Source organism: Micromonospora tarensis (assembly GCF_016803395.1).
Taxonomy (GTDB): Bacteria; Actinomycetota; Actinomycetes; order Mycobacteriales; family Micromonosporaceae; genus Micromonospora; species Micromonospora tarensis.
The window spans coordinates 1-19,424 of sequence record NZ_JAEVHL010000118.1 but is presented as its reverse complement, the minus strand read 5'-3'; the positions used below and the strand labels follow the sequence as shown (position 1 = coordinate 19,424).

The following is a 19,424-nucleotide window of genomic DNA, read 5'->3' as shown; positions in this document are numbered from 1 at the left end:
CCCCGCCGGCGCGGATCCGGCTAGCGCACGGCGGCGAGGAGCCGGTCCACCGGCTGTCGGCGCGGAGCAGGACGGGAACGTCGGTCACCGTGGTGCCACCGCCGGCCGCCCGCAGTGGGGCGCCCACCGCCCCGGTCTGGCCACCCGGTGCCGCCGGGATGGTCACCGGCCGGTTCGACGCCGACCAGAGCACGAGCGTGCTCGACCCGCCGCGCACGAACGCGACCCCGCTCAGGGTGCCGGCCACCGTCGCGGGCAACGGGGTGACGGTGGCGTCCCGGGCCGCGTCGGCCAGGCCGGCCAGCATCCGGCCCGCCTCGCGTTCGGTGCCGTCCGGGTCGAGCAGGCCGTAGCGGACCTCGCTGCCGGCCGCGTTGTTCGGGTTGTACGCCAACGGCAACCAACTGATCTCGCCGATCCCGCCGGCGACCAGCAGGGTGACCGTCTTGACCAGCTCCGCCGCCCGGCTGGCCGGGTCACCGTCGCCGTCGCGCCAGAACTGCCCGACCTCCCACGCCTGGATCGGCGTGCCGGCCGGTGTGGTCGCCCGGAGGTAGTCCAGCAGCGGCGCCACCCCGGTGAAGTGCTCGTAGAAGTGCACCTGCCGGACGTCGACAGTGCGGTCGGCCAGCAGCGCCTCGGTGGCGGCCAGGAAACGCAGGCTGCGGCTGTTGGTGTCGGTGCCGAGCGCCCGGCGTAGCTGCGCCTCGCCGGTCACCGCCGGGATCTGCTGCCCCCGGGTGCCGACCCGGCGCTGGAAGTACGCCTGGTAGGCGGCGACCGCCTCGGGCACCCGGTTGGCGCGCAGCAGCCGGTCGACGACCCCCATGCCGTAGGCGACGCTGCTGATGCCGGAGTCGACCACCCGTGCCGCCGGGTCGGTCGCCCGGATCGTCTCGGCGGCGGCCCGCACCAGCCGGGTGTAGTCCTCGGGGCTGCCGGCCCAGTAACTCGGCGCGTTGACCTCGTTCTCGATGGCGTACTCCCGCACCCCGTACGGGCCGTAGCGCTGCACCACCGAGCGGACGAACCGTTGGTACGCGGCGAGGTCGGTGGGCATCGCCGACTCGGTCTTGTTGGCCGCGCCCCGGGTGTGCCGGGCGGTGCCACCGGTCGCCCAGCACACGCCGGTACGGATCTTCAGGTGCAGGGTGATGCCCAGCTCCCGGCTGTGGGAGGCGATCTCGTCCAACCCGGCCCAGTCCACCTGCCCCGAGGTCCGTTCGACAGCGCACCAGGAGATCTCCTCGTACGTCGCCGAACCGGCGATCCGGCGCAGGTAGGGCGCGAACTGCTGGTACCGCGACCAGTCCCAGTGCGCGCCGAACGGGTTGCTCACCCCGTCCACGGCGCGTCCCGGCACGGTGGCGTCGGGTGCCACCTTCGCCGTGGGGAGGCCGGCCGTCGGAGGGTCGTGGTCGAGTGCGGTGCAGCCGGCGGTGAGCAGGAGGGTGGCGACGACGGCGGCGGCGAACGCGCGCAGCCGGCCCGAGCGGGTCACCGGTAGCCCAGGGTGCGCAGGGTAGGGCCGCAGCAGAGAAGGACCAGCAGCCGGAGGAACGGGTCGAGTTCGCGGCGGTGGCTGCCCACCCGGGAGCCGTAGATCGGTGCGCTGACGCTCGCCGCCGCCCGCCGCCGCTCCGCCTCGCTGGTGTACTTCTGGGCCACGTCGTGGTACTTGCTGTCGTAGTCGAGGACGCCGTCCTCCCACGGCTCGCCGAGGAACTCGAAGAGGCCGCGCAGGGTCTTCTCCGGCTCGCTGACCGCCTGCTCGTAGCGCAGCTCGTAGTAGCGGTCGGCCGGCAGGGTGGCACCGACCGCCCGCGCGGTCCGGATGTAGCGCGGCCACTTCACCACGCACTTGACCGCCGACCAGTAGCCGAACCGTTTGCGGTGCGAGACCACCACGTCGCGCCCGTCGCGGATCAGGTGCACGACCTGGGCGTCCGGGAAGACCTCGGTGACGAAGTCGAGCGACATCGCGTACAGCGGGGTCTTGTCGGCCCAGCGGGCCTTGCCCCGGGCGGCGGCGTAGTCGGCGTGCACGCCGCCGAAGAAGTCCCGGATCCGGCGGAGCCAGTCCTCGCGGGGGAAACCGAAGCGGGCCAGCCGTTCCCAGTCCCGTCCGACGATCCGGCGCAGGTCGGGCAGGAACCGGGTCTCCGGGCCGCAGCTGATCCGGGAGTGCGAGTCGAGCACGAGGCGCATCATCGTGGTGCCCGACCGTTGGCAGCCGACCAGGAAGATCGGCGCGGTGGGGGCCTGCGGTTCAGCCACGGTCGGCCGCCTCCGTCTCGATGTCGGCGGTGCTGCCGCCGAGCCGGTCGGTCAACTCGTCGCAGCGGGCCCGGACCCGCCGGTCGATCGGCAGCCGCCGGTCGGTCACCGCCTCGGTGCCGTGCGACTGGCGCGGGGCGATGTGCGCGTGCAGCCGGGGATGATAGGGAAAGTCCAGGAAGGCGCAGAGCCGCCGGAGCTGGGCCGCTGGCTCGGCGACCACCGTGTCGTAGTGGCAGAGCAGCACGTCGGACCGCCGGTCCAGGCCGAGCCGGTAGACGAGCGAGTTGCGGACGTACCAGAACAGCGCCGCGCCGCTGTGCGGGTCCAACCGCTGCGGGTCGTGGGCCCGGACCAGCTCGACGGTGTCGGCGTCGAGCCGTTGGCCCTGCCACCGGCCGCCGATGCTGCCGTCGGCGATCGCCCGTAGCGCGCGCAGGTTGGCGTCACCGAACTTGGCGACCTCGGAGCGGGCCCGGTCGTCGACGTCGCGCCAGACCCAGAGCGCGCGCCCGGGGCTCAGCCCCGGCAGGGCCAGCAACTCGTCCACCCGGTGGCTCTCGCAGAGCGGCTTGACCAGTACGTACGCGTGCCGGCTGCGTCGCAGGACGGCGGTCAGCACCGGGTCGGGGCGCAGCTGGAAGCGGTGGAAGAGGGTGCTGTCGTTCTCGTTGCGCACCTCGACCTCGGGGGCCGCGTCCAGGCCGCGGACCAGCATGTTCGTGCCGGAGCGTTGCAGACCGACCAGGTAGACCGGCATCGCCGAGCCGGGCGCCGGCCCGCGCGCCGTCGCCAGCGCCGCTTCGCCCAGGCGGTGCCGATCCGGTCGACCGGGTTGAGGCGGTCCTCCTCGATCAGCCGCCCGACCCCCTCGGTACGCGCCCAGCGCAGATGCCGCCGGACCCGTCGGGCGGTGTACGCGAGCGCGGAGACCTCGTCGTCGGCTGCCACGCGTCCTCCTCGTCGGGTACCGGCTCAACCCGGTGGAGAGCGGGTGCGACCGGCGGCGGAGCCAGGTTATCGGGAGATCATGGCGCGAGGCCAGGTTGCGGGGCCGCACGGGCAGAGGAAGATCAACCGTTCAGCTCACATGCCAAACGTGAACTGGACTCGCCGACCCGCCCTGCATACCGTGAGCCCTGGCCGGGGCGGGCGAACCCCCGGTCACTCAATCCCCGGGCCCGGTTCGCCCGATCGACGTGAGCAGGCCGAGTCGATGCGCGTGCTGCATGTGAACAAGTTCCTCTACCGCCGTGGTGGCGCGGAGGGGTACCTGCTCGACCTCGCGGACCTGCAACGGGCAGCGGGCGACCCGGTCGCCTACTTCGGCATGACCCACCCGGACAACGAGTCGCCGCTGCCGTACGCGCAGCGGTTTCCGACCGAAGTGGAGTTGGAGCCGGCACCGAGCGGGCTGCGGGCACGCGCGGTCGCCGCCGGTCGGATGCTCTGGTCGCCGACGAGCCGTCGCGGGCTGGCCCGGGTGATCGACGACTTCCGGCCGGACGTGCTGCACCTGCACAACATCTACCACCAGCTCTCCCCGTCGGTGCTCGCCGCCGCCCGGTCGGCCGGCGTCCCGTGCGTGTTGACCATGCACGACTACAAGCTCGCCTGCCCGAGCTACCAACTGCTCGACGCGGGCCGGCCCTGCCAGGCGTGCGTCACCGGTGGCCCGTTGCAGGCGGCCCGTCGCCGCTGCAAGGACGGATCGCTGTCGCGCAGCGGGCTGCTCGCCGTCGAGTCCTGGTTGCACCGACGGCTCGACGCGTACGACCCGGTGCAGATCTTCGTCAGTCCGAGCGAGTTCCTGGCCGACGTGATGCGCCGGGCCGGCGTCTACCCGGACCGGCTACGGGTGGTCAACCACTTCGTCGACCTGACCGGGATCGCGGCCAAGCGGACGCCCGGCGGCGGCGTCGTCTTCGCCGGCCGGCTGGCCCCGGAGAAGGGCGTCGACGTGCTGGTCGAGGCGGTCGCCGCGCTGCCGGACGGCGTCCGCGTGGACATCGCCGGAGACGGCCCGGCCCGGCCCGGGCTGGAGGCGCTCGCCGCGCGGCGGGCACCCGGCCGGATCCGGTTCCACGGCCGCCTCGACAAACCACGCCTGCACGAGCTGATCCGGTCGGCGGCGGTGGTCGCCGTCCCGTCCCGGTGGCACGAGAACCAGCCGATGGCGGTGCTGGAGGCGTTCGCCTGCGGGGTTCCGGTGGTCACCACCGACCTGGGTGGCCTCCCCGAGCTGGTCGAGTCCGAGGTGGACGGCGTCATCGTCGCCGCCGGCCAGCCCACGGCCCTCGGCGGCGCGTTGGCCGGCATCCTGGCCGACCGCGAACGCGCGTACCGGATGGGTCACGCCGGCCGGGCCAAGGTCGCCGGGAGGTTCGCCCCGCAGCGGCACCTGGACCGGATCCGGGAGCTGTACGCGGAGGCGCCGAGAGCCGACCGACCCGGCGGCGGGCCCGCCGGGTCCTCGCGGGTGGGGGAGCGGCCCGGTGAGTTCGACCCGGGTCCTCTACCTCGCCGGCAGCGGTCGCAGCGGCAGCACGCTGATCACCACGATCCTGGGACAGCTGCCGGGCTTCCTCGCCGCCGGCGAGCTGCGCTACCTGTGGCGGCGCGGCATCCTGGAGAACCGGCCCTGCGGCTGTGGCGCGCCGCTGGCCGACTGTCCGCTCTGGACCCGGGTGCGCGCGACCTGACCGACGCCGACCCGGCCGGGATCGCCGCCCGGTTGGCCGGGCGACTGCGCCTGCGCGGGTTGCCGGCGCTGTTCCGGCGGCAGCGGCGGGGACAGCCGCCGGTCGCGGGTCACCCCGACGACACGCACCTGGCCCGGCTGTACGCCTCGATCGCCGAACACGCCTTCCCCGACCGGGCCGGCGGGGTCATCGTCGACTCCTCGAAGCTACCGCCGTACGGTGCCCTGCTCGGCAGCCTGCCCGGCATCGACCTGTACGTCCTGCACGTGGTGCGCGACCCCCGGGCGAGCGCGTACTCCTGGCGTCGTCGACGCCCGCTGGACGGGCGCGCCGACGACCGGCTGATGAGCCGGCCCCCGATCGGCAAGGCGGCGCTGCTCTGGCTGGTGTGGAACACCGCCACGGCCCGGCTCTGGGGTGCCCGGGCGGGCGACGACCGCTACCTGCGAATGCGGTACGAGGACTTCGTGGCCGACCCGGCCGGCAGCACCGCCCGGATCGCCCGGTTCGTCGGCGCGACCCCCGACGCCCTTCCCTTCCCGAGCCCGGACACGGTGCGGCTGGCCCCCACCCACTCGGTGGCCGGCAACCCCTCGCGCCACCGCACCGGTCTGGTCGACGTGGTCGCCGACACCGAGTGGCTGACCGGGCTGTCCACCCGCGGGTACGCCCTGGTGACAGTGGTGACCGGGATGGCCCTGTCCCGGTTCGGCTACCCGTTGCGTCGCCGCACGGCCACGGCTTTCGCCGCCCGGTCCGCGCCGGACCCGGTCCTTTCCGTACCACAGGCCACCCGGCAGGAAGGCTGATCGATGCTCGCACTGGTGGTGGGCACCGGTCGCTGCGGTTCGACCCTGGTCCAGGAACTGCTCGCCCGGCACCCCACGGTCGGCTTCGTCTCCGGCCTGGACGACAAACTCGCCCGGCTCAACCTCAAGGGCAGGTTCAACGGCGCGCTGTACCGACGCTCGGCACCGCGCCCGGCCGGGATGACCTCGCTGCGGCACAGCCGACGGCTGCTGGAGCGGGGCCGGCTGCGGGTGGCGCCGTCGGAGGCGTACCACCTGCTCGACCGGCAGGTGCTGGGCGGCTTCTCCCGACCGTGCCGGGACCTGGTGGCCGAGGACCTGACGCCGTTCGTGGCCCGACGGTTGCGGGCCTTTTTCGACGAGCGGATCGCCCGGCAGGGCTGTGCGCACCTGGTGCAGCACGTCACCGGGTGGCCGCGCACCGGCCTGCTGCACGCCGCGTACCCGGACCTGCGGGTGGTCAACGTGGTGCGCGACGGCCGGGCGGTGGCCAACTCCTGGCTCCAGATGGGCTGGTGGGACGGGTGGCGCGGGCCGGACAACTGGATCTACGGCCCGCTCCCGTCGGACCTGCGGGAGGAGTGGTTCGAGTCCGGGCGCTCCTTTCCGGTGCTCGCCGCGCTGGGTTGGAAGATGCTGATGGAGGCCTTCGCGCAGGCTCGGCTGCGGCACCCGGCCGAGCAGTGGCTGGACGTGCGCTACGAGGACCTGGTCGAGCAGCCGCGTGCCCAGGTCGGCCGGATGCTCGACTTCCTCGGGCTCGACTGGTCGGCGGCGTTCGAGAAGGGCTTCTCCCGGTACGACTTCCCGGCGGGTCGGGCGGCGGCGTACCGGAACGAACTGAGCCCGGCGCAGATCGCCGCGATCGAACGGTCGCTGGAGAAGCCCCTGACCGAGTGGGGCTACCCGGTGTAGGGCTCGGGTCGCCGGGTCGTCCCACGGATCGGCGGCGCTATCGACGGACGTCAAGGTGGACGGCTAACCTGTGGCCGCACAGACGATCGACGTGAGGAGTTGCGATGGCGCGTCGCACCGGCCGGCCCTCCTACCTGTTGGACAAGGCCGACGTGCGCCACCGCCGGACCCTGCGCGTCGTGCTCGTCGCGGGTGCGATCGCACTGGTCGCCGCGGTGCTCGGTGGGTGGATCGGTTACGCGGCGGGCCGCCCGGACGCCACCGAGTCGGCCATCGCCACCATCAAGGAGGCCGAGGCGAAGCGGGACAAGCAGCAGATCGAGGAGCTGATCGGAACGGCCCGTCGGGTCCGCGACCAGGTCGCTCCCGTGCTGGCCGCGATCAAGGAGGAGAAGACCTCCGGACGGGCGCCGGACCCGGACCAGGCGCGCCGTTGGCAGGAGGCCATGCGCCAGGCCGCCGAGCCCTTCGCCGACCCGCCGTCGGGAACCACCGCCACCAACGTGGCGCGCGGCGGCCTGCGCGCGGCGGTCCAGCAGGCGTCGTTGGCCGTCGACGCCTACGCGCTGGCCGCGGGCGTCCCGGCGCGCAGCGTGCGGCAGTGCTGGACCTGACCGCGCGACAGGCGGCCGAGGCCGCGACGATCTGGTCGGTCGCGGCGACCCAGCTCGACCAGGTAAGCGTCGACTCCGGCCACGGCCATCAGCACGTGTTCCTGGACACAGATCCGCACGAGGGCGCCCTCACCCCGGACGGCGCGGCCGAGGGAACCGGCGGCTGAGGCCTGTTGCTGCCCAAGTGTCGGGTTTGCCGGTGCGGGTGCCGCCGTCGAGGCGGGCAGCGGTCCGTCGTGATCTGGGTCTGGCACCGGTGATCGGGTACCGTCGCCTCTCACAAGTTCACGCACCAACCTGGCTTCCCGGGATCAGGGAGCCGAACCGGAGGGGCACAGCCGTGAGGTTCCCAAGCGCCGTCCGTCAGGTCGGCCTCGTCGTGGCCGTCGCCGCCCTCGCGGTGACGGCGGGATGCGCCAAGAAGGACGACAGCGAGGTCCAGGCGAGCGGGGTCAAGCTGGTCGAGGCGGGCAAGCTGACCGTCTGCACCCACCTGCCGTACCCGCCGTTCCAGTCCAAGGACGCCAGCGGCACGGTGACCGGCTTCGACGTCGAGGTCATGGATCTGGTCGCCAAGGAGTTGGGCGTCCAGCAGACGATCATCGACACGCCGTTCGAGGGCATCAAGTCCGGCCAGGACCTGAACACCGGCAAGTGTGACGCGGCCGCCGCCGGCATGACGATCACCGCGGAACGGCAGAAGGTGATGGACTTCTCCGACCCGTACTTCGACGCGACCCAGGCGATGCTGGTGAAGACCGGTAAGCCGTACAAGTCGCTCGACGACCTCAGGGGCAAGAAGCTCGGCGTCCAGGCGGCCACCACGGGCCGCGACTACGCCCGGAAGTTCGAGAAGGAGAAGGGCCTCCAGCTCGTCGAGTTCGAGGACCTCGCGGCCGAGCAGCAGGCCGTCGCCAACGGTCAGGTCGAGGCCGCCATCAACGACCTCCCGGTCTGGACCGAGTACCTGAAGAAGAACCCGGGCGGGTTCCAGGTGGCCGCCGAGTTCGACACCGGTGAGCAGTACGGCTTCTCGGTCAAGAAGGACGGCAACCCGGAGCTGCTCAAGAAGATGAACGAGGTGCTGGCCAAGGCGAAGCAGGACGGCACGTACGACACGATCTACGAGAAGTGGATCGGCAAGCGGCCGAGCGCCTGAGCACCGTGCAGTGTCGCCTGGCGCGCGTCCCGTGCGCCAGGCGTGTCGGCAACCTCCGGGAAGGCAACGAGCGAACGTGAAGCTGCGACGCCGCCAGCGGGAGCGGCTGTCCCTCGGGCTCCAGTACCTGGTCTTCATCGCCGTCATCGCCGCGGTGCTCTTCGCCGCGGACTGGGGCCGGTTGAAGGACGCGTTCTTCCGGGTCGACATCATCGAGTCGATGTTTCCGACGATCATCACCGTCGCGCTGCGCAACACCATCCTCTACACCCTGGGCGCGTTCGCCTTCGGTCTGGTGTTCGGCACCATCCTCGCGCTGATGCGGTTGTCCCGGGTGGCGCCGTACCGCTGGGTGGCCACGGCGTACATCGAGCTGTTCCGAGGTCTGCCCGCGCTGCTGGTGCTCTTCCTCGTCGGGTACGGCATCCCGATCGCCTTCCCGGAGCGCGAGATTCCGGGCGGGGTGTTCGGTTCGATCGCGATCGGTCTCGGGTTGACCGCGGCGGCGTACATGGCGGAGACCATCCGGGCCGGCATCCAGGCTGTCCCCAAGGGACAGATGGAGGCGGCGCGCACCCTCGGCATGTCGCACTTCACCGCGATGCGCACGATCGTCATCCCGCAGGCGTTCCGGATCGTGATCCCGCCGCTGACGAACGAGCTGATCCTGCTCACCAAGGACTCGTCGTTGGCCTACGTGCTGGGTGTGACGGCGCAGACCATCGAGGTCACCAAGTTCGGTCGGGACATGCTGAACGACCGGGTGAACGCCACTCCGCTGCTGGTGGCCGGTCTCGCCTACCTGATCATCACCCTGCCGCTGTCCCAGGTGGTACGACGCCTCGAACTCCGCTACGCCAAGGCCCGGTGACCCGCATGACGACCACAGCCAACCGCCCCGCGGTGGAGATCCGTGACCTGCACAAGTCCTTCGGCCCGCTGGAGGTGCTCAAGGGCATCGACTTCGAGGTCGGCCAGGGCGAGGTGGTGTGCGTGATCGGGCCGTCCGGCTCCGGCAAGTCGACGCTGCTGCGCTGCGTCGACCTGCTGGAGCAGCCGACGGCCGGCAAGATCTGGGTCAACGGGGTCGAGATGACCGACCCGGACGTCGAGATCGACGCGGTCCGCCGTGGCATCGGCATGGTCTTCCAGTCGTTCAACCTGTTTCCGCACCTGACCGTCCTGGACAACCTCACCGTCGCGCAGCGCAAGGTGCTGCGGCGCGGTCGCGCCGAGGCCGAGCGGATCGCCCGGGCCAACCTGGAACGCGTCGGGCTGACCGACAAGGCCGACGTCTTTCCGGCGCAGCTCTCCGGTGGGCAGCAGCAGCGGGCGGCGATCGCCCGGTCGCTGTCGATGGAGCCGAAGCTGATGCTCTTCGACGAGCCGACCTCCGCGCTCGACCCGGAACTGGTCGGTGACGTGCTCACCGTCATGCGCAAGCTGGCCGAGGACGGCATGACGATGATGGTGGTCACCCACGAGATGGCGTTCGCCCGCGACGTCGCCGACCGGGTCGTCTTCATGGACGGTGGCGTGGTGGTGGAGCAGGGGCCGCCGCAGGAGGTGCTCGGCGCACCGAAGCACGAGCGGACCCGCGCGTTCCTCGCCCGGGTCCTCGACCCGACCCACGTCGCGCAGCTCGGTCAGCCCGACCAGTCGCCCGAGCCACCGCAGGCGCCCAACCTGCCGGCGGACGACCGCCACCAGCTCTGACGCACCGCTTTCGCACGTCTGCCCGCCGGGTTGCCGCATCGACGGCAGCCCGGCGTCGGCTTGTGTGTCAGCTCTATGTCAATCGACGGTCCTCGTGATGTCAAGGTAATCTTTCTGCAATCAGAGCTGTACTTTCGTCGATGGATTACATAAGTTGCTGTCATCGATAGAAAGCTTTGAGTCTTCCGAGCAAAGTACGCGACGAGCCTCACCCTCAGTCGTGCCACCGCCCCTCACGCTCGGCGGTCGATGCACCCTGCCATCGTCGCGTCTTCGCCCGGTCGGGAACGGAGACCCATGGACGATCACGCCGTTGGCTCTCACCGCCAGCTGTCCCGCAGATCGCTGATCGCCACCGGAGCGCTCGCCGCCGGGGCGTTGGGCGCGGCCGCCCCAGCGATCGGCAGCGCGTTCGGAGGCAGCCCCGCCCGGGCCGCCGCCGGCGTCACGAAGAAGGTCACCCTCTACGCCGAACAGTTGCCCGGCAACCTGTTCGGCTACGGCCTGGCCCCCGGCCAGGCCACCGTCCCGGGGCCGATCCTCGAGATGTACGAGGGCGACACCCTGGAGATCACCCTGGTCAACACCACCGACCAGCGGCTGTCCATCCACCCGCACGGGGTGGACTACAGCACCGACTCCGACGGCAGCCCGTTCAACGCCTCGTTCAACAACCCCGGCGAGACGCGGACGTACGTCTGGCGCTCGCACGAGATGGTGGCCGCCGCCGGCCGGCGGTACATGCCGGGCAGCGCCGGCTACTGGCACTACCACGATCACGCGATGGGCACCGACCACGGCACCGGCGGTGTCGCCAAGGGCCTGTACGGGGCGCTGATCGTCCGGCGGCGCGGCGACATCCTGCCGTCGAAGCAGTTCACCGTCGTGTTCCACGACATGACGATCAACAACAAGATGGCCCCGGCGACCCCGATGTTCGAGGCGAACCTGGGCGAGCGCGTCGAGTGGATCGCGATCGGCCACGGCAACCTGTTCCACACCTTCCACCTGCACGCGCATCGCTGGGCGGACAACCGCACCGGGATGTTGGAGGGGCCGAGCGACCCGAGCCTGGTGGTGGACAACAAGGACCTCAACCCGGGCAGCTCGTTCGGCTTCCAGGTGCTCGCCGGGGAGGGCGTCGGGCCCGGCGCGTGGATGTACCACTGCCACGTGCAGGGCCACTCCGACGGCGGCATGGCCGGGATCTTCCTGGTCCGCAACGCCGACGGCAGCATGCCGCCGGGCGCCGAGGAGGCGATCCACCGATTCCAGGGCCACACCCACACGCACGAAAGCTGACCGAACCGAAAGTGGGGACGGGCATGACCAGAAACTTACGACGAACCCTCGCCGCCGTAGCGGCCTTCGCGACACTGATCCCGGCATCGACGGCGGCTGCGGCCGCACCACGAACGGCAGCCGCCCCGCAGGCGGCGCAGCCGCAGAAGACCGCGGTCCTGGTGTTCCACGGCCCGGTGGCCGAGCAGCAGGACCCGGTTTCGCGCGCGGTGGACACCATCAAACAAATCGCTGCCGGTCATGACATCGATGTCACGGCCACCACCGACCCCGGCACGTTCACCGCCGCCGGGCTGTCCGCGTACCGCAGCGTGGTCTTCCTCTCCGCGACGGGCGCCGCGCTCAACCGCGACCAGGAGTCGGCGCTACAGGGCTACCTCAAGGCCGCGGGGGCTTCGTCGGCATCGCCGACGCCGCCCGCGCCCAGGTCGACTCCACCTGGTTCACCGGTCTGATCGGCACCCGTCCGGCGGGCGCCATCCCGGTGGCCGAACCGGTGGCCCGGGTGACCGCCAGCGGGGAGAACCCGCCGAACGAGACCAAGGAGAAGCTGACCGACGAGGACGCCAACACGAAGTGGCTGGTCCGCACGCCGACGGCCTGGGTGGCGTACGAGCTGAGCGCGCCCAAACGGATCACCGGTTACGCGCTCACGTCGGCAAACGACTCCGCCGGTCGGGACCCGAAGGACTGGACCCTGCAGGGCTCCACGGACGGGCAGAGCTGGACCGACCTGGACCGCCGCACCGGTCAGACCTTCCCGGACCGGTTCCAGACCCGCCGGTTCGATATCGCCACCCCGCAGGAGTTCTCGCGCTACCGGCTGAACGTCACCGCGAACAGCGGGGAGCCACTGGTCCAGCTCGCCGACCTGCGGCTGTTCACCGGCAGCACCACCGCTCCCGAGCCCCCCGCGGTGAACCGCGCGGTGGTGAACATCCTGGACCGCAAGCACCCGGCCACGGCGTCACTGCCGTTGACCCTCACCCGCTCCGACCGCTGGGAGAACTGGGACCCGAACCCGATCGGCAGCGTGCACACGCTCGCCCAGGTGGAGGAGCGGCACTACAACGCGGGGGCGAGCGCCAACGGCCCGTTCCACCCGGTGTCCTGGTGCCGGGACTACGACGGCGGCCGGTCGTTCTACACCGGCATGGGCCACACCGAGGGCAGCTACGGCGAGGAGGCGTTCCGCGCGCACCTCGCCGGGGCGCTGAACTGGACCACCGGCCGGGTACGCGGCGACTGCCAGGCCACCATCGCCGCGAACTACAAGGTGGAGCGGCTCACCGCCGCCAACCAGACCGGGCAGCTGGACCAGATCGGTGAGCCGCACGGGCTCACCATCGCGCCGGACGGCACGGTCTTCTACGTCGGCAAGGCGGCCTGCCCGAGCGGCCCGATCGCGGACTGGAACGACCCGAAGGTCGGCCTGGGCTGCGGCACCATCCACTCCTGGGACCCGCGCACCAAGCAGGCCAAGCTGCTCACCACCCTTGAGGTGATGGGCAACCGGGGCAGCGGCTCGGAGTTGGTGAAGAACGAGGAGGGCCTGCTCGGCATCGTGCCCGACCCCAAGTTCGCCGAGAACGGCTGGCTCTACGTCTACTGGATGCCGCACGAGTCGGTCGACCGGGTGAAGCGGGTCGTCAGCGGACCGTCTCCCGGTTCACCTACGACCGTCAGGCGCAGACCATCGACCAGGCCACCCGTAAGGATCTGTTGCAGTTCCCGGTGCAGGTGCACAGCTGCTGCCACGCCGGTGGCGGTATGGCGTTCGACGCCAAGGGCAACCTCTACGTCGGCTCCGGCGACAACAACTCCTCCGAGGGCTCGCAGGGCTACGCCGGCAACAACTGGACCCAGGAATACCAGGGCATCTCCTTCCAGGACGCCCGCCGCACGTCGGGTAACACCAACGACCTGGCTGGCAAGATCATCCGGATCCACCCGGAGGCCGACGGCACGTACACCATCCCTGAGGGCAACCTCTTCCCACCGGGCACCGAGAAGACCCGCCCGGAGATCTACGTGATGGGCGTGCGCAACATCGCCCGCCTCCAGATCGACCCGGAGCACCAGTGGCTGACCGCCGGCTGGGTCGGCCCGGACGCGGCGTCGCCCAGCCCCACCCTGGGCCCGGCCAAGTACGAGACAGCCACCATCATCACCTCGGCCGGCAACCAGGGCTGGCCGTACTGCATGGGCAACCGGCAGCCGTACCGGGACCGCAGCAGCACCGACGCGACGGTGCTGACCGGCTGGTACGACTGCGACAACCTGAAGAACGAGTCACCCCGCAACACCGGTCTGGTGGACATCCCGGCGGCCCGGGACAACATGATCTGGTACTCGCCGGACGGCGGCGGCCCGGTCTTCCCGAAGCGGACCGACGGCAGCGGCCTGCCGACCTACGTCGCGGCCGACGCCACCTACACCCAGCCGTACCTGCGCGGCGGCGGGCAGGCCATCATGTCCGGCCCCACCTACCACCGTGACCGGGTCGATCCGAACAGCACGGTGGCGTGGCCGGCGTACTGGGACGAGAAGTGGTTCATCGGCGACCAGTCGAACGCGGCCAACCGGGTCGCGGTCACCGTCGACCCGGCCGGCGTGCCGCAGGCCGCCCCGCCGGTGTACGCCGAGTCACTGCGGGCCATCATCCCCGGTGGCAACGGCGACACCCGGTTGCAGAGCTGGATGGACGCCAAGTTCGGCCCGGACGGCGCGCTCTACCTGCTCGACTACGGCGGCGGCTTCTTCAGCCTGCACCCCAACCAGAAGCTGATCCGGATCACCTACACCGGCGGCGCGCCCACCCCGGCGCCGGCGGCCACCTCGGTCGCCGTGCAGAACAAGCCGTTGACCATCGCCTTCACCGGCTCCCGCTCCGGCGGCGTCAGCCACCGGTGGGAGTTCGGCGACGGCGCCACCTCCACCGAGGCGGACCCCCGGCACACGTACGCCCGGGTCGGCACCTACACCGCGAAGCTGACCGTCACCTACGCCGACGGTGAGACGACGACAGTGCAGTCCACCGTCACCGTGGGTTGTGCGGTGCCGGACGACCGGCAGAACGTGTGGCTCGGCGACACCGACACCGGCGTGCCCAGCCGTACGGTCGGGCAGGGCTGCACGGCCAACGACCTGATCGACGACGAGAGCACCTGGGCAGACCACAACAGTTTCGTCCGACACGTCACCACGGTGACCGAGGCGTTGCGGAACGACGACCTGCTCAGCGCCCGGGAGGCCGGCACGCTCACCCGGCTGGCCGCCGCGTCCGAGATCGGCCGGGACGGGCACACCGGGTACGAGCCGCTCTACGACGGCACCGCCGAGTCGCTGCGCGGTTGGCAGCAGGCGCCGTCGGGTTCGTTCGGCATCCAGCCGGACGGGGCGCTGCGCTCCAGCGGCGGCATGGGCATGCTCTGGCACACCAAGGAGTTCGGCGACTTCTCACTGCGGCTCCAGTTCAAGGACATCGCACCGGGCACCGGCCGGGCCAACACCGGCGTCTTCACCCGGTTCCCGGACCCGCGCATTCCACTCGACCAGCGCCCACCGGACAGCTGCGGCACCGTCGGGTCGGCCCGGACCTCGCAGGCGTGGGTGGCGATCTACTGCGGACACGAGATCCAGATCTACGACGGCGACACCGGTGAGCCGCAGAAGACCGGCTCGGTCTACAACTTCGACCCGGTGCCGCTCGCCCAGGCCGGCGTGACGCCCAAAAACGAGTGGAACGACTACGAGATCCGCGTCGTCGGGCAGCACTACACGATGATCCGCAACGGCGTGGTGATCAACGAGTTCGACAACACGCCCGGCAAACAGTCGTCGCGTGCCGGCGACCCACCGACCGACCTGCGGCAGTTCCTGCGCGGCTTCATCGGTCTGCAGAACCACGGTGACAACGACCTGGCCGAGTTCCGTAACGTCCGCGTACGGGAACTCTAGGAGAGACGATGACCCGACGAATAACGGCCGTGCTGGCGGCGCTCCTGCTCACGGTCATCCCGTTGGCAGTGGCGCCCGCCTCCGCCGCCCCGCGCGTCGCCGCCGACCAGGTGCTCACCTGGACCGCCGACGACAACATCACCCGCTACAAGTCCGCGCCCACCACCGCCGTGGCCGGGGCGACCACGATCATCTGGGAGAACAGCGCGGCCACCGGCAACACCACCGGGATGCCGCACACGCTGACCTTCGACACCAGCACCGAGGGCTACAACCACGACGTCACAGTCAACATCCTGGCCAGCCCGTTCGACGCCAGCAACGGCCGCCACCAGGCGACCGTCACCCTCACCCCGGGCAAGTACCGGTACTTCTGCTCGATCCCGGGCCACAGCGGCATGGTCGGCGAGCTGGTGGTCACCGACGGCGGCGGAGGTGGCGACAGCACCCCGCCGACGGTGACCGCCGCCGTGACCGGTGACCAGGACCCCGACGGCAACTACCTCGGCGCGGCCACGGTGACCGTCACGGCCACCGACACCGACTCCGGGGTGCGGACCGTCGAGTACCAGGTCGACGACACCAGCTTCGCGCCGTACACCGCGCCGGTGCGGGTCACCGCGATCGGTGACCACTCGGTGCAGTTCCGCGCCACCGACCAGGCCGGCAACACCAGTGCGGTCGGCTCGGTGTCGTTCCGGATCGTCGAACCGGGGGAGCAGGACACCACCGCGCCGGTGGTCGACGCCGCGCTGGCCGGCGACCGCGACGACGACGGCAACTACGTCGGTACGGCCACCGCCACGCTGACCGCCACCGACAGCGGATCCGGCGTCGCCACCATCGAGTACGCCCTCGACGGCGCCGCCTTCACCGGCTACACGAACCCGATCGTGGTGAGCACGGTCGGGATGCACATGCTGCACTACCGGGCCACCGACGTCGCCGGTAACACCTCGGCCGAGCAGATGGCCCACTTCACCGTCGTCGCGCCGCCGGCCGGGGACACCACCCCACCCACTGTCGCCGCCACCGTGACCGGCGACCGGAACGACGACGGCGGGTACGTCGGCGGCGCGACGGTGACCGTCACGGCCACCGACGCCGACTCGGCCGTGGCGACCGTCGAGTACGCCCTCGACGCCGGTGCCTGGACCGCCTACACCGCGCCGGTCAGCGTCCGCGCCACCGGAGCCCACACGGTGCGTTACCGGGCGACCGACACCGCCGGGAACGTCTCGGCCGAGCAGTCGACGACGTTCACCGTGGTGGCCGACGGCACCGACGGCTGCCCCGACTCGGACACCCGGGCCACGGTGGTCGTCGACGGCTACGACACCGGCGTGACCAACGCGGACACCGGCAACGGCTGCACCATCAACGATCTGATCGACGAACACGCCGACTACCCCGGCCACGCCGAGTTCGTCCGACACGTGGAGGCGGTCACCACCGCGCTCGTGACCGACGGCACGCTCGACCGGCGGCAGCAGGGCGCCATCGTCCGGGCCGCGGCCCGATCGGACGTCGGCGCATGAGTTACCGAACCTCACCGACAGGGAGTACAACGATGCCCGGACGTACCGTCGCCAAGCTGGCCACCGTGAGCGCCGTCATCGCGGCCTCGGTGCTGGCCGTGGCGCCCACCGCACACGCCGACCTGGTCACCCACTGCATCGGCACCGGCGGTGCGGTGACGGTCCCCAACGACCTGCTCGTGCCGGCGGGCGAGTCCTGCTCGCTGACCGGCACCACGATCACCGGCAACGTCACCGTCGCCGCCGGCGGCAACCTGGTGGTGACCGGTGGCCGGGTCAGCGGTGAGGTACGCGTCGCCGCGGATGGCTACCTCGACGCCACCGAGACGACGATCGACGGCCAGGTGGTGCTGGCTGCCGGCGGGTACGGGATCTTCCTGAAGGACGCCCGGACCGGCACGGTGACGGTACGGCCCAAGGGCACCGCGACGGTCGACAGCTTCCTCTTCGCCGAGCAGTCGACGGTGACCGGACACGTCAACGTCAGTGCCGGTGAGGTCCGGCTCGATGGCGGCACCCAGGTGCAGCGCAACCTGAGCAGCACCGGCACCTACTACACCGACCTGCACGACTCGTTCGTCGACGGCACGCTGTCGGTGCTCAACAGCGCCACCGGCAGTGTGGTGTGTGGCAGTGCCGTCCAGGGGCGGGCCACCTTCGCCGGCAACCTGGGCGGTGTGCAGCTCGGCCCGAACGGCGCCCTCGACAGCTGCGCCTCCGGCGGCTACTGGGGTGGGGACGTGAGCATCACCAGCACCACCGGTGGTGTCACCGTCGACGACAACATCATCAACGGCCAGTTGGCGGTGACGTCCAACGACCCGGCCGCCCAGGTGGCCGACAACAACCGGATCCGTGGCGGCGTGACCGGTGACCAGGCGGGCGCGGCCACCAACCGGTCGGCCCGGGTGGCCGCCCCGGACCGCGCCGAGGCTGGCGACGAGCGGGCCGAGGTGCGCCGTACCTCGGCGGTGCGGGAGGCCACCGAGGCGGGTGCCGCCCGGCTCTGACAGACAGGTCACGGCGGCGCGGTCAGCCCCCGGCAGTCGGGGGAGGCCGGCCGCCGCTTTGGCAGTTGGTCGGCGGGCGTTGGTTGCCCCCTTCGCTGCGTGATTCCCGGAAACAGCGTGCGGTGCCGCCGGCGTGGAGAGAATTGCGCCCACGGAGAACGCGAGAGCCGGGGGCGGTCGATGGGGTTACGAAGGCGAATGGCGCTCGTGGCGGTGACGGCGCTGCTCCTCGGCGGGTGCACCACCGAGCGGCGGTCCGCCGGGCGGGAGGCCGCCGCGCGGCCCACCGGGCGGGAGGTGTCGCCGCCGGAGGTGACGATCACACCCGCCGACCTGTCCCGGGACGTCCCGCTCAGCGCTGAGGTCGTGCCGCGCGTCAGCGGCGGGACCATCACCGCCGTGCGGATCGCCGACGACACGGGCACGCCGGTCCGGGCCGAGCGGCGGGAGGACGGCTCGGCCTGGGTGCCGGCCGCCGCGTTGCAGCCACGGCGCACCTACACGGTCGAGGTGACCGCCACCGGCGACGCCGGCCGGAGCACCACCCGCACCACGACCTTCACCACCATGGCGACGTCGACCAGGCCGCAGGTGAGCAGCACGTTGTACCTCGCGGACAGGCGGACGTACGGCACGGCCATGCCGGTCACCATCGCCTTCGATCCGCCCATCGCGAGGGCGGCCCGCGCCGGTGTGCAGCGCCGGTTGTTCGTCAGGACGAACCCGCCGCAGCCGGGGGCCTGGTCCTGGCTGGACGATGGCAGCCAGGTCTACTACCGGGCCCCCGACTTCTGGCGACCGGGCACGACCATCAGCGTCCGGGCCGGCCTGGCGGGGCTGCCGATCGGCGCGGACCGGGTCGGTGACGCCGACCGGACCGCGACGGCCAGGATCGGGCGGCAGGTGGCGCTCGAGGTGAACAACGCCACCAAGCGGATGCGGGTGCTGCGGGACGGCAAGCTGATCCGCACCATCCCGGTCAGCCTGGGCAGGCCGGGCACGCCGACGTCCAGCGGCAGGATGGTGATCATGGAGAAGCACCAGCGCACCACGTTCGACACGCGCGGCGAGCCGAACGGCGGCTACCTGGTGCGGGTCGAGGACGCGCAACGGCTCACCTGGGGTGGCGAGTTCATCCACGGCGCGCCCTGGTCGGTGTCGGATCAGGGCCACCGGAACGTCTCGCACGGGTGCACCAACATCTCGCCCGCCGCCGCCGACTGGCTGATGGGCATCACCCAGGTCGGTGACCTGGTCACCTTCACCGGCACCGAGGTCCGGCTGGAGCCGGGCAACGGCTGGACGGCCTGGAACACCAGTTGGGACCAGTTCGTCCGGGCAGCGCGCTGCCCGTACCAGAGGATTTGCGGGCGGCAGCGGACGGCGGCGCCGGACGCGCGGTCGGCGCCGGCCGTCGCCCAC

The 19,424-nt window shown here is 71.5% G+C and carries 15 protein-coding genes and 2 pseudogenes; 14 read left to right on the top strand and 3 right to left on the bottom strand.

The window, feature by feature from the left end; all coding sequences use genetic code 11:
• The 3 genes from JM949_RS21270 to JM949_RS21260 all read right to left on the bottom strand — a co-directional run.
• Positions 1 to 1,501, bottom strand: a 1,501-nt coding sequence (locus JM949_RS21270) for a hypothetical protein (RefSeq protein ID WP_203150144.1), incomplete at its 3' end; no start/stop codon positions are given.
• Positions 1,498 to 2,277: a sulfotransferase family protein gene (locus JM949_RS21265; protein ID WP_203150143.1), complete on the bottom strand. Its 780-nt coding sequence runs from the start codon at positions 2,275 to 2,277 to the stop codon at positions 1,498 to 1,500. The genes JM949_RS21265 and JM949_RS21270, both read right to left, overlap by 4 nt.
• Positions 2,270 to 3,037 (bottom strand): sulfotransferase family protein, encoded by a 768-nt coding sequence (locus tag JM949_RS21260; protein WP_203150142.1) that lies wholly within the window; start codon positions 3,035 to 3,037, stop codon positions 2,270 to 2,272. The genes JM949_RS21265 and JM949_RS21260 overlap by 8 nt, the downstream gene beginning before the upstream one ends.
• Before the next feature lie 456 nt (positions 3,038 to 3,493).
• Between JM949_RS21260 and JM949_RS21255 the strand changes: the two genes are divergently transcribed.
• The 14 genes and pseudogenes from JM949_RS21255 to JM949_RS21195 all read left to right on the top strand — a co-directional run.
• Positions 3,494 to 5,788: a glycosyltransferase gene (locus JM949_RS21255; protein WP_203150141.1), complete on the top strand. Its 2,295-nt coding sequence runs from the start codon at positions 3,494 to 3,496 to the stop codon at positions 5,786 to 5,788.
• Positions 5,789 to 5,791: 3 nt separating this feature from the next.
• Positions 5,792 to 6,703: a sulfotransferase family protein gene (locus JM949_RS21250; RefSeq protein ID WP_203150140.1), complete on the top strand. Its 912-nt coding sequence runs from the start codon at positions 5,792 to 5,794 to the stop codon at positions 6,701 to 6,703.
• A gap of 104 nt (positions 6,704 to 6,807) precedes the next feature.
• Positions 6,808 to 7,317, top strand: coding sequence for a hypothetical protein (locus JM949_RS21245; RefSeq protein ID WP_238433599.1), 510 nt, complete (start codon positions 6,808 to 6,810; stop codon positions 7,315 to 7,317).
• Entirely contained in the window at positions 7,305 to 7,484 is a 180-nt protein-coding gene (locus JM949_RS37485) for a hypothetical protein (protein ID WP_238433598.1), read from the top strand. Before JM949_RS21245 ends, JM949_RS37485 begins: the two co-directional genes overlap by 13 nt.
• Positions 7,485 to 7,657: 173 nt before the next feature.
• Complete coding sequence (locus JM949_RS21240) at positions 7,658 to 8,476, top strand: basic amino acid ABC transporter substrate-binding protein (RefSeq protein ID WP_203150139.1); 819 nt, start codon at positions 7,658 to 7,660, stop codon at positions 8,474 to 8,476.
• A gap of 76 nt (positions 8,477 to 8,552) precedes the next feature.
• Positions 8,553 to 9,347: an amino acid ABC transporter permease gene (locus JM949_RS21235; protein ID WP_203150138.1), complete on the top strand. Its 795-nt coding sequence runs from the start codon at positions 8,553 to 8,555 to the stop codon at positions 9,345 to 9,347.
• Between the two features lie 5 nt (positions 9,348 to 9,352).
• The gene (locus JM949_RS21230) at positions 9,353 to 10,192 is read left to right on the top strand and encodes an amino acid ABC transporter ATP-binding protein (RefSeq protein WP_203150137.1); all 840 of its coding nucleotides are present in this window, start codon (positions 9,353 to 9,355) and stop codon (positions 10,190 to 10,192) included.
• A gap of 297 nt (positions 10,193 to 10,489) precedes the next feature.
• The gene (locus JM949_RS21225) at positions 10,490 to 11,494 is read left to right on the top strand and encodes a multicopper oxidase domain-containing protein (protein ID WP_203150136.1); all 1,005 of its coding nucleotides are present in this window, start codon (positions 10,490 to 10,492) and stop codon (positions 11,492 to 11,494) included.
• 23 nt (positions 11,495 to 11,517) lie between these two features.
• A complete protein-coding gene (locus tag JM949_RS39875; RefSeq protein WP_203150135.1) occupies positions 11,518 to 11,949 on the top strand; it encodes a ThuA domain-containing protein in 432 nt (143 codons plus the stop codon).
• A gap of 29 nt (positions 11,950 to 11,978) precedes the next feature.
• Positions 11,979 to 12,659, top strand: a pseudogene (locus tag JM949_RS39870) (ThuA domain-containing protein); the annotation flags it as partial.
• 428 nt (positions 12,660 to 13,087) lie between these two features.
• Complete coding sequence (locus tag JM949_RS21210; protein WP_309232257.1) at positions 13,088 to 15,454, top strand: family 16 glycoside hydrolase; 2,367 nt, start codon at positions 13,088 to 13,090, stop codon at positions 15,452 to 15,454.
• Between the two features lie 8 nt (positions 15,455 to 15,462).
• On the top strand, positions 15,463 to 16,992 hold the full coding sequence (locus tag JM949_RS21205; RefSeq protein WP_203150134.1) for an OmpL47-type beta-barrel domain-containing protein: 1,530 nt from the start codon (positions 15,463 to 15,465) through the stop codon (positions 16,990 to 16,992).
• 32 nt (positions 16,993 to 17,024) lie between these two features.
• Entirely contained in the window at positions 17,025 to 18,002 is a 978-nt protein-coding gene (locus JM949_RS21200) for a hypothetical protein (protein WP_203150133.1), read from the top strand.
• A 180-nt stretch (positions 18,003 to 18,182) separates the two neighbouring features.
• Positions 18,183 to 19,424: pseudogene (locus tag JM949_RS21195) on the top strand (Ig-like domain-containing protein); the annotation flags it as partial.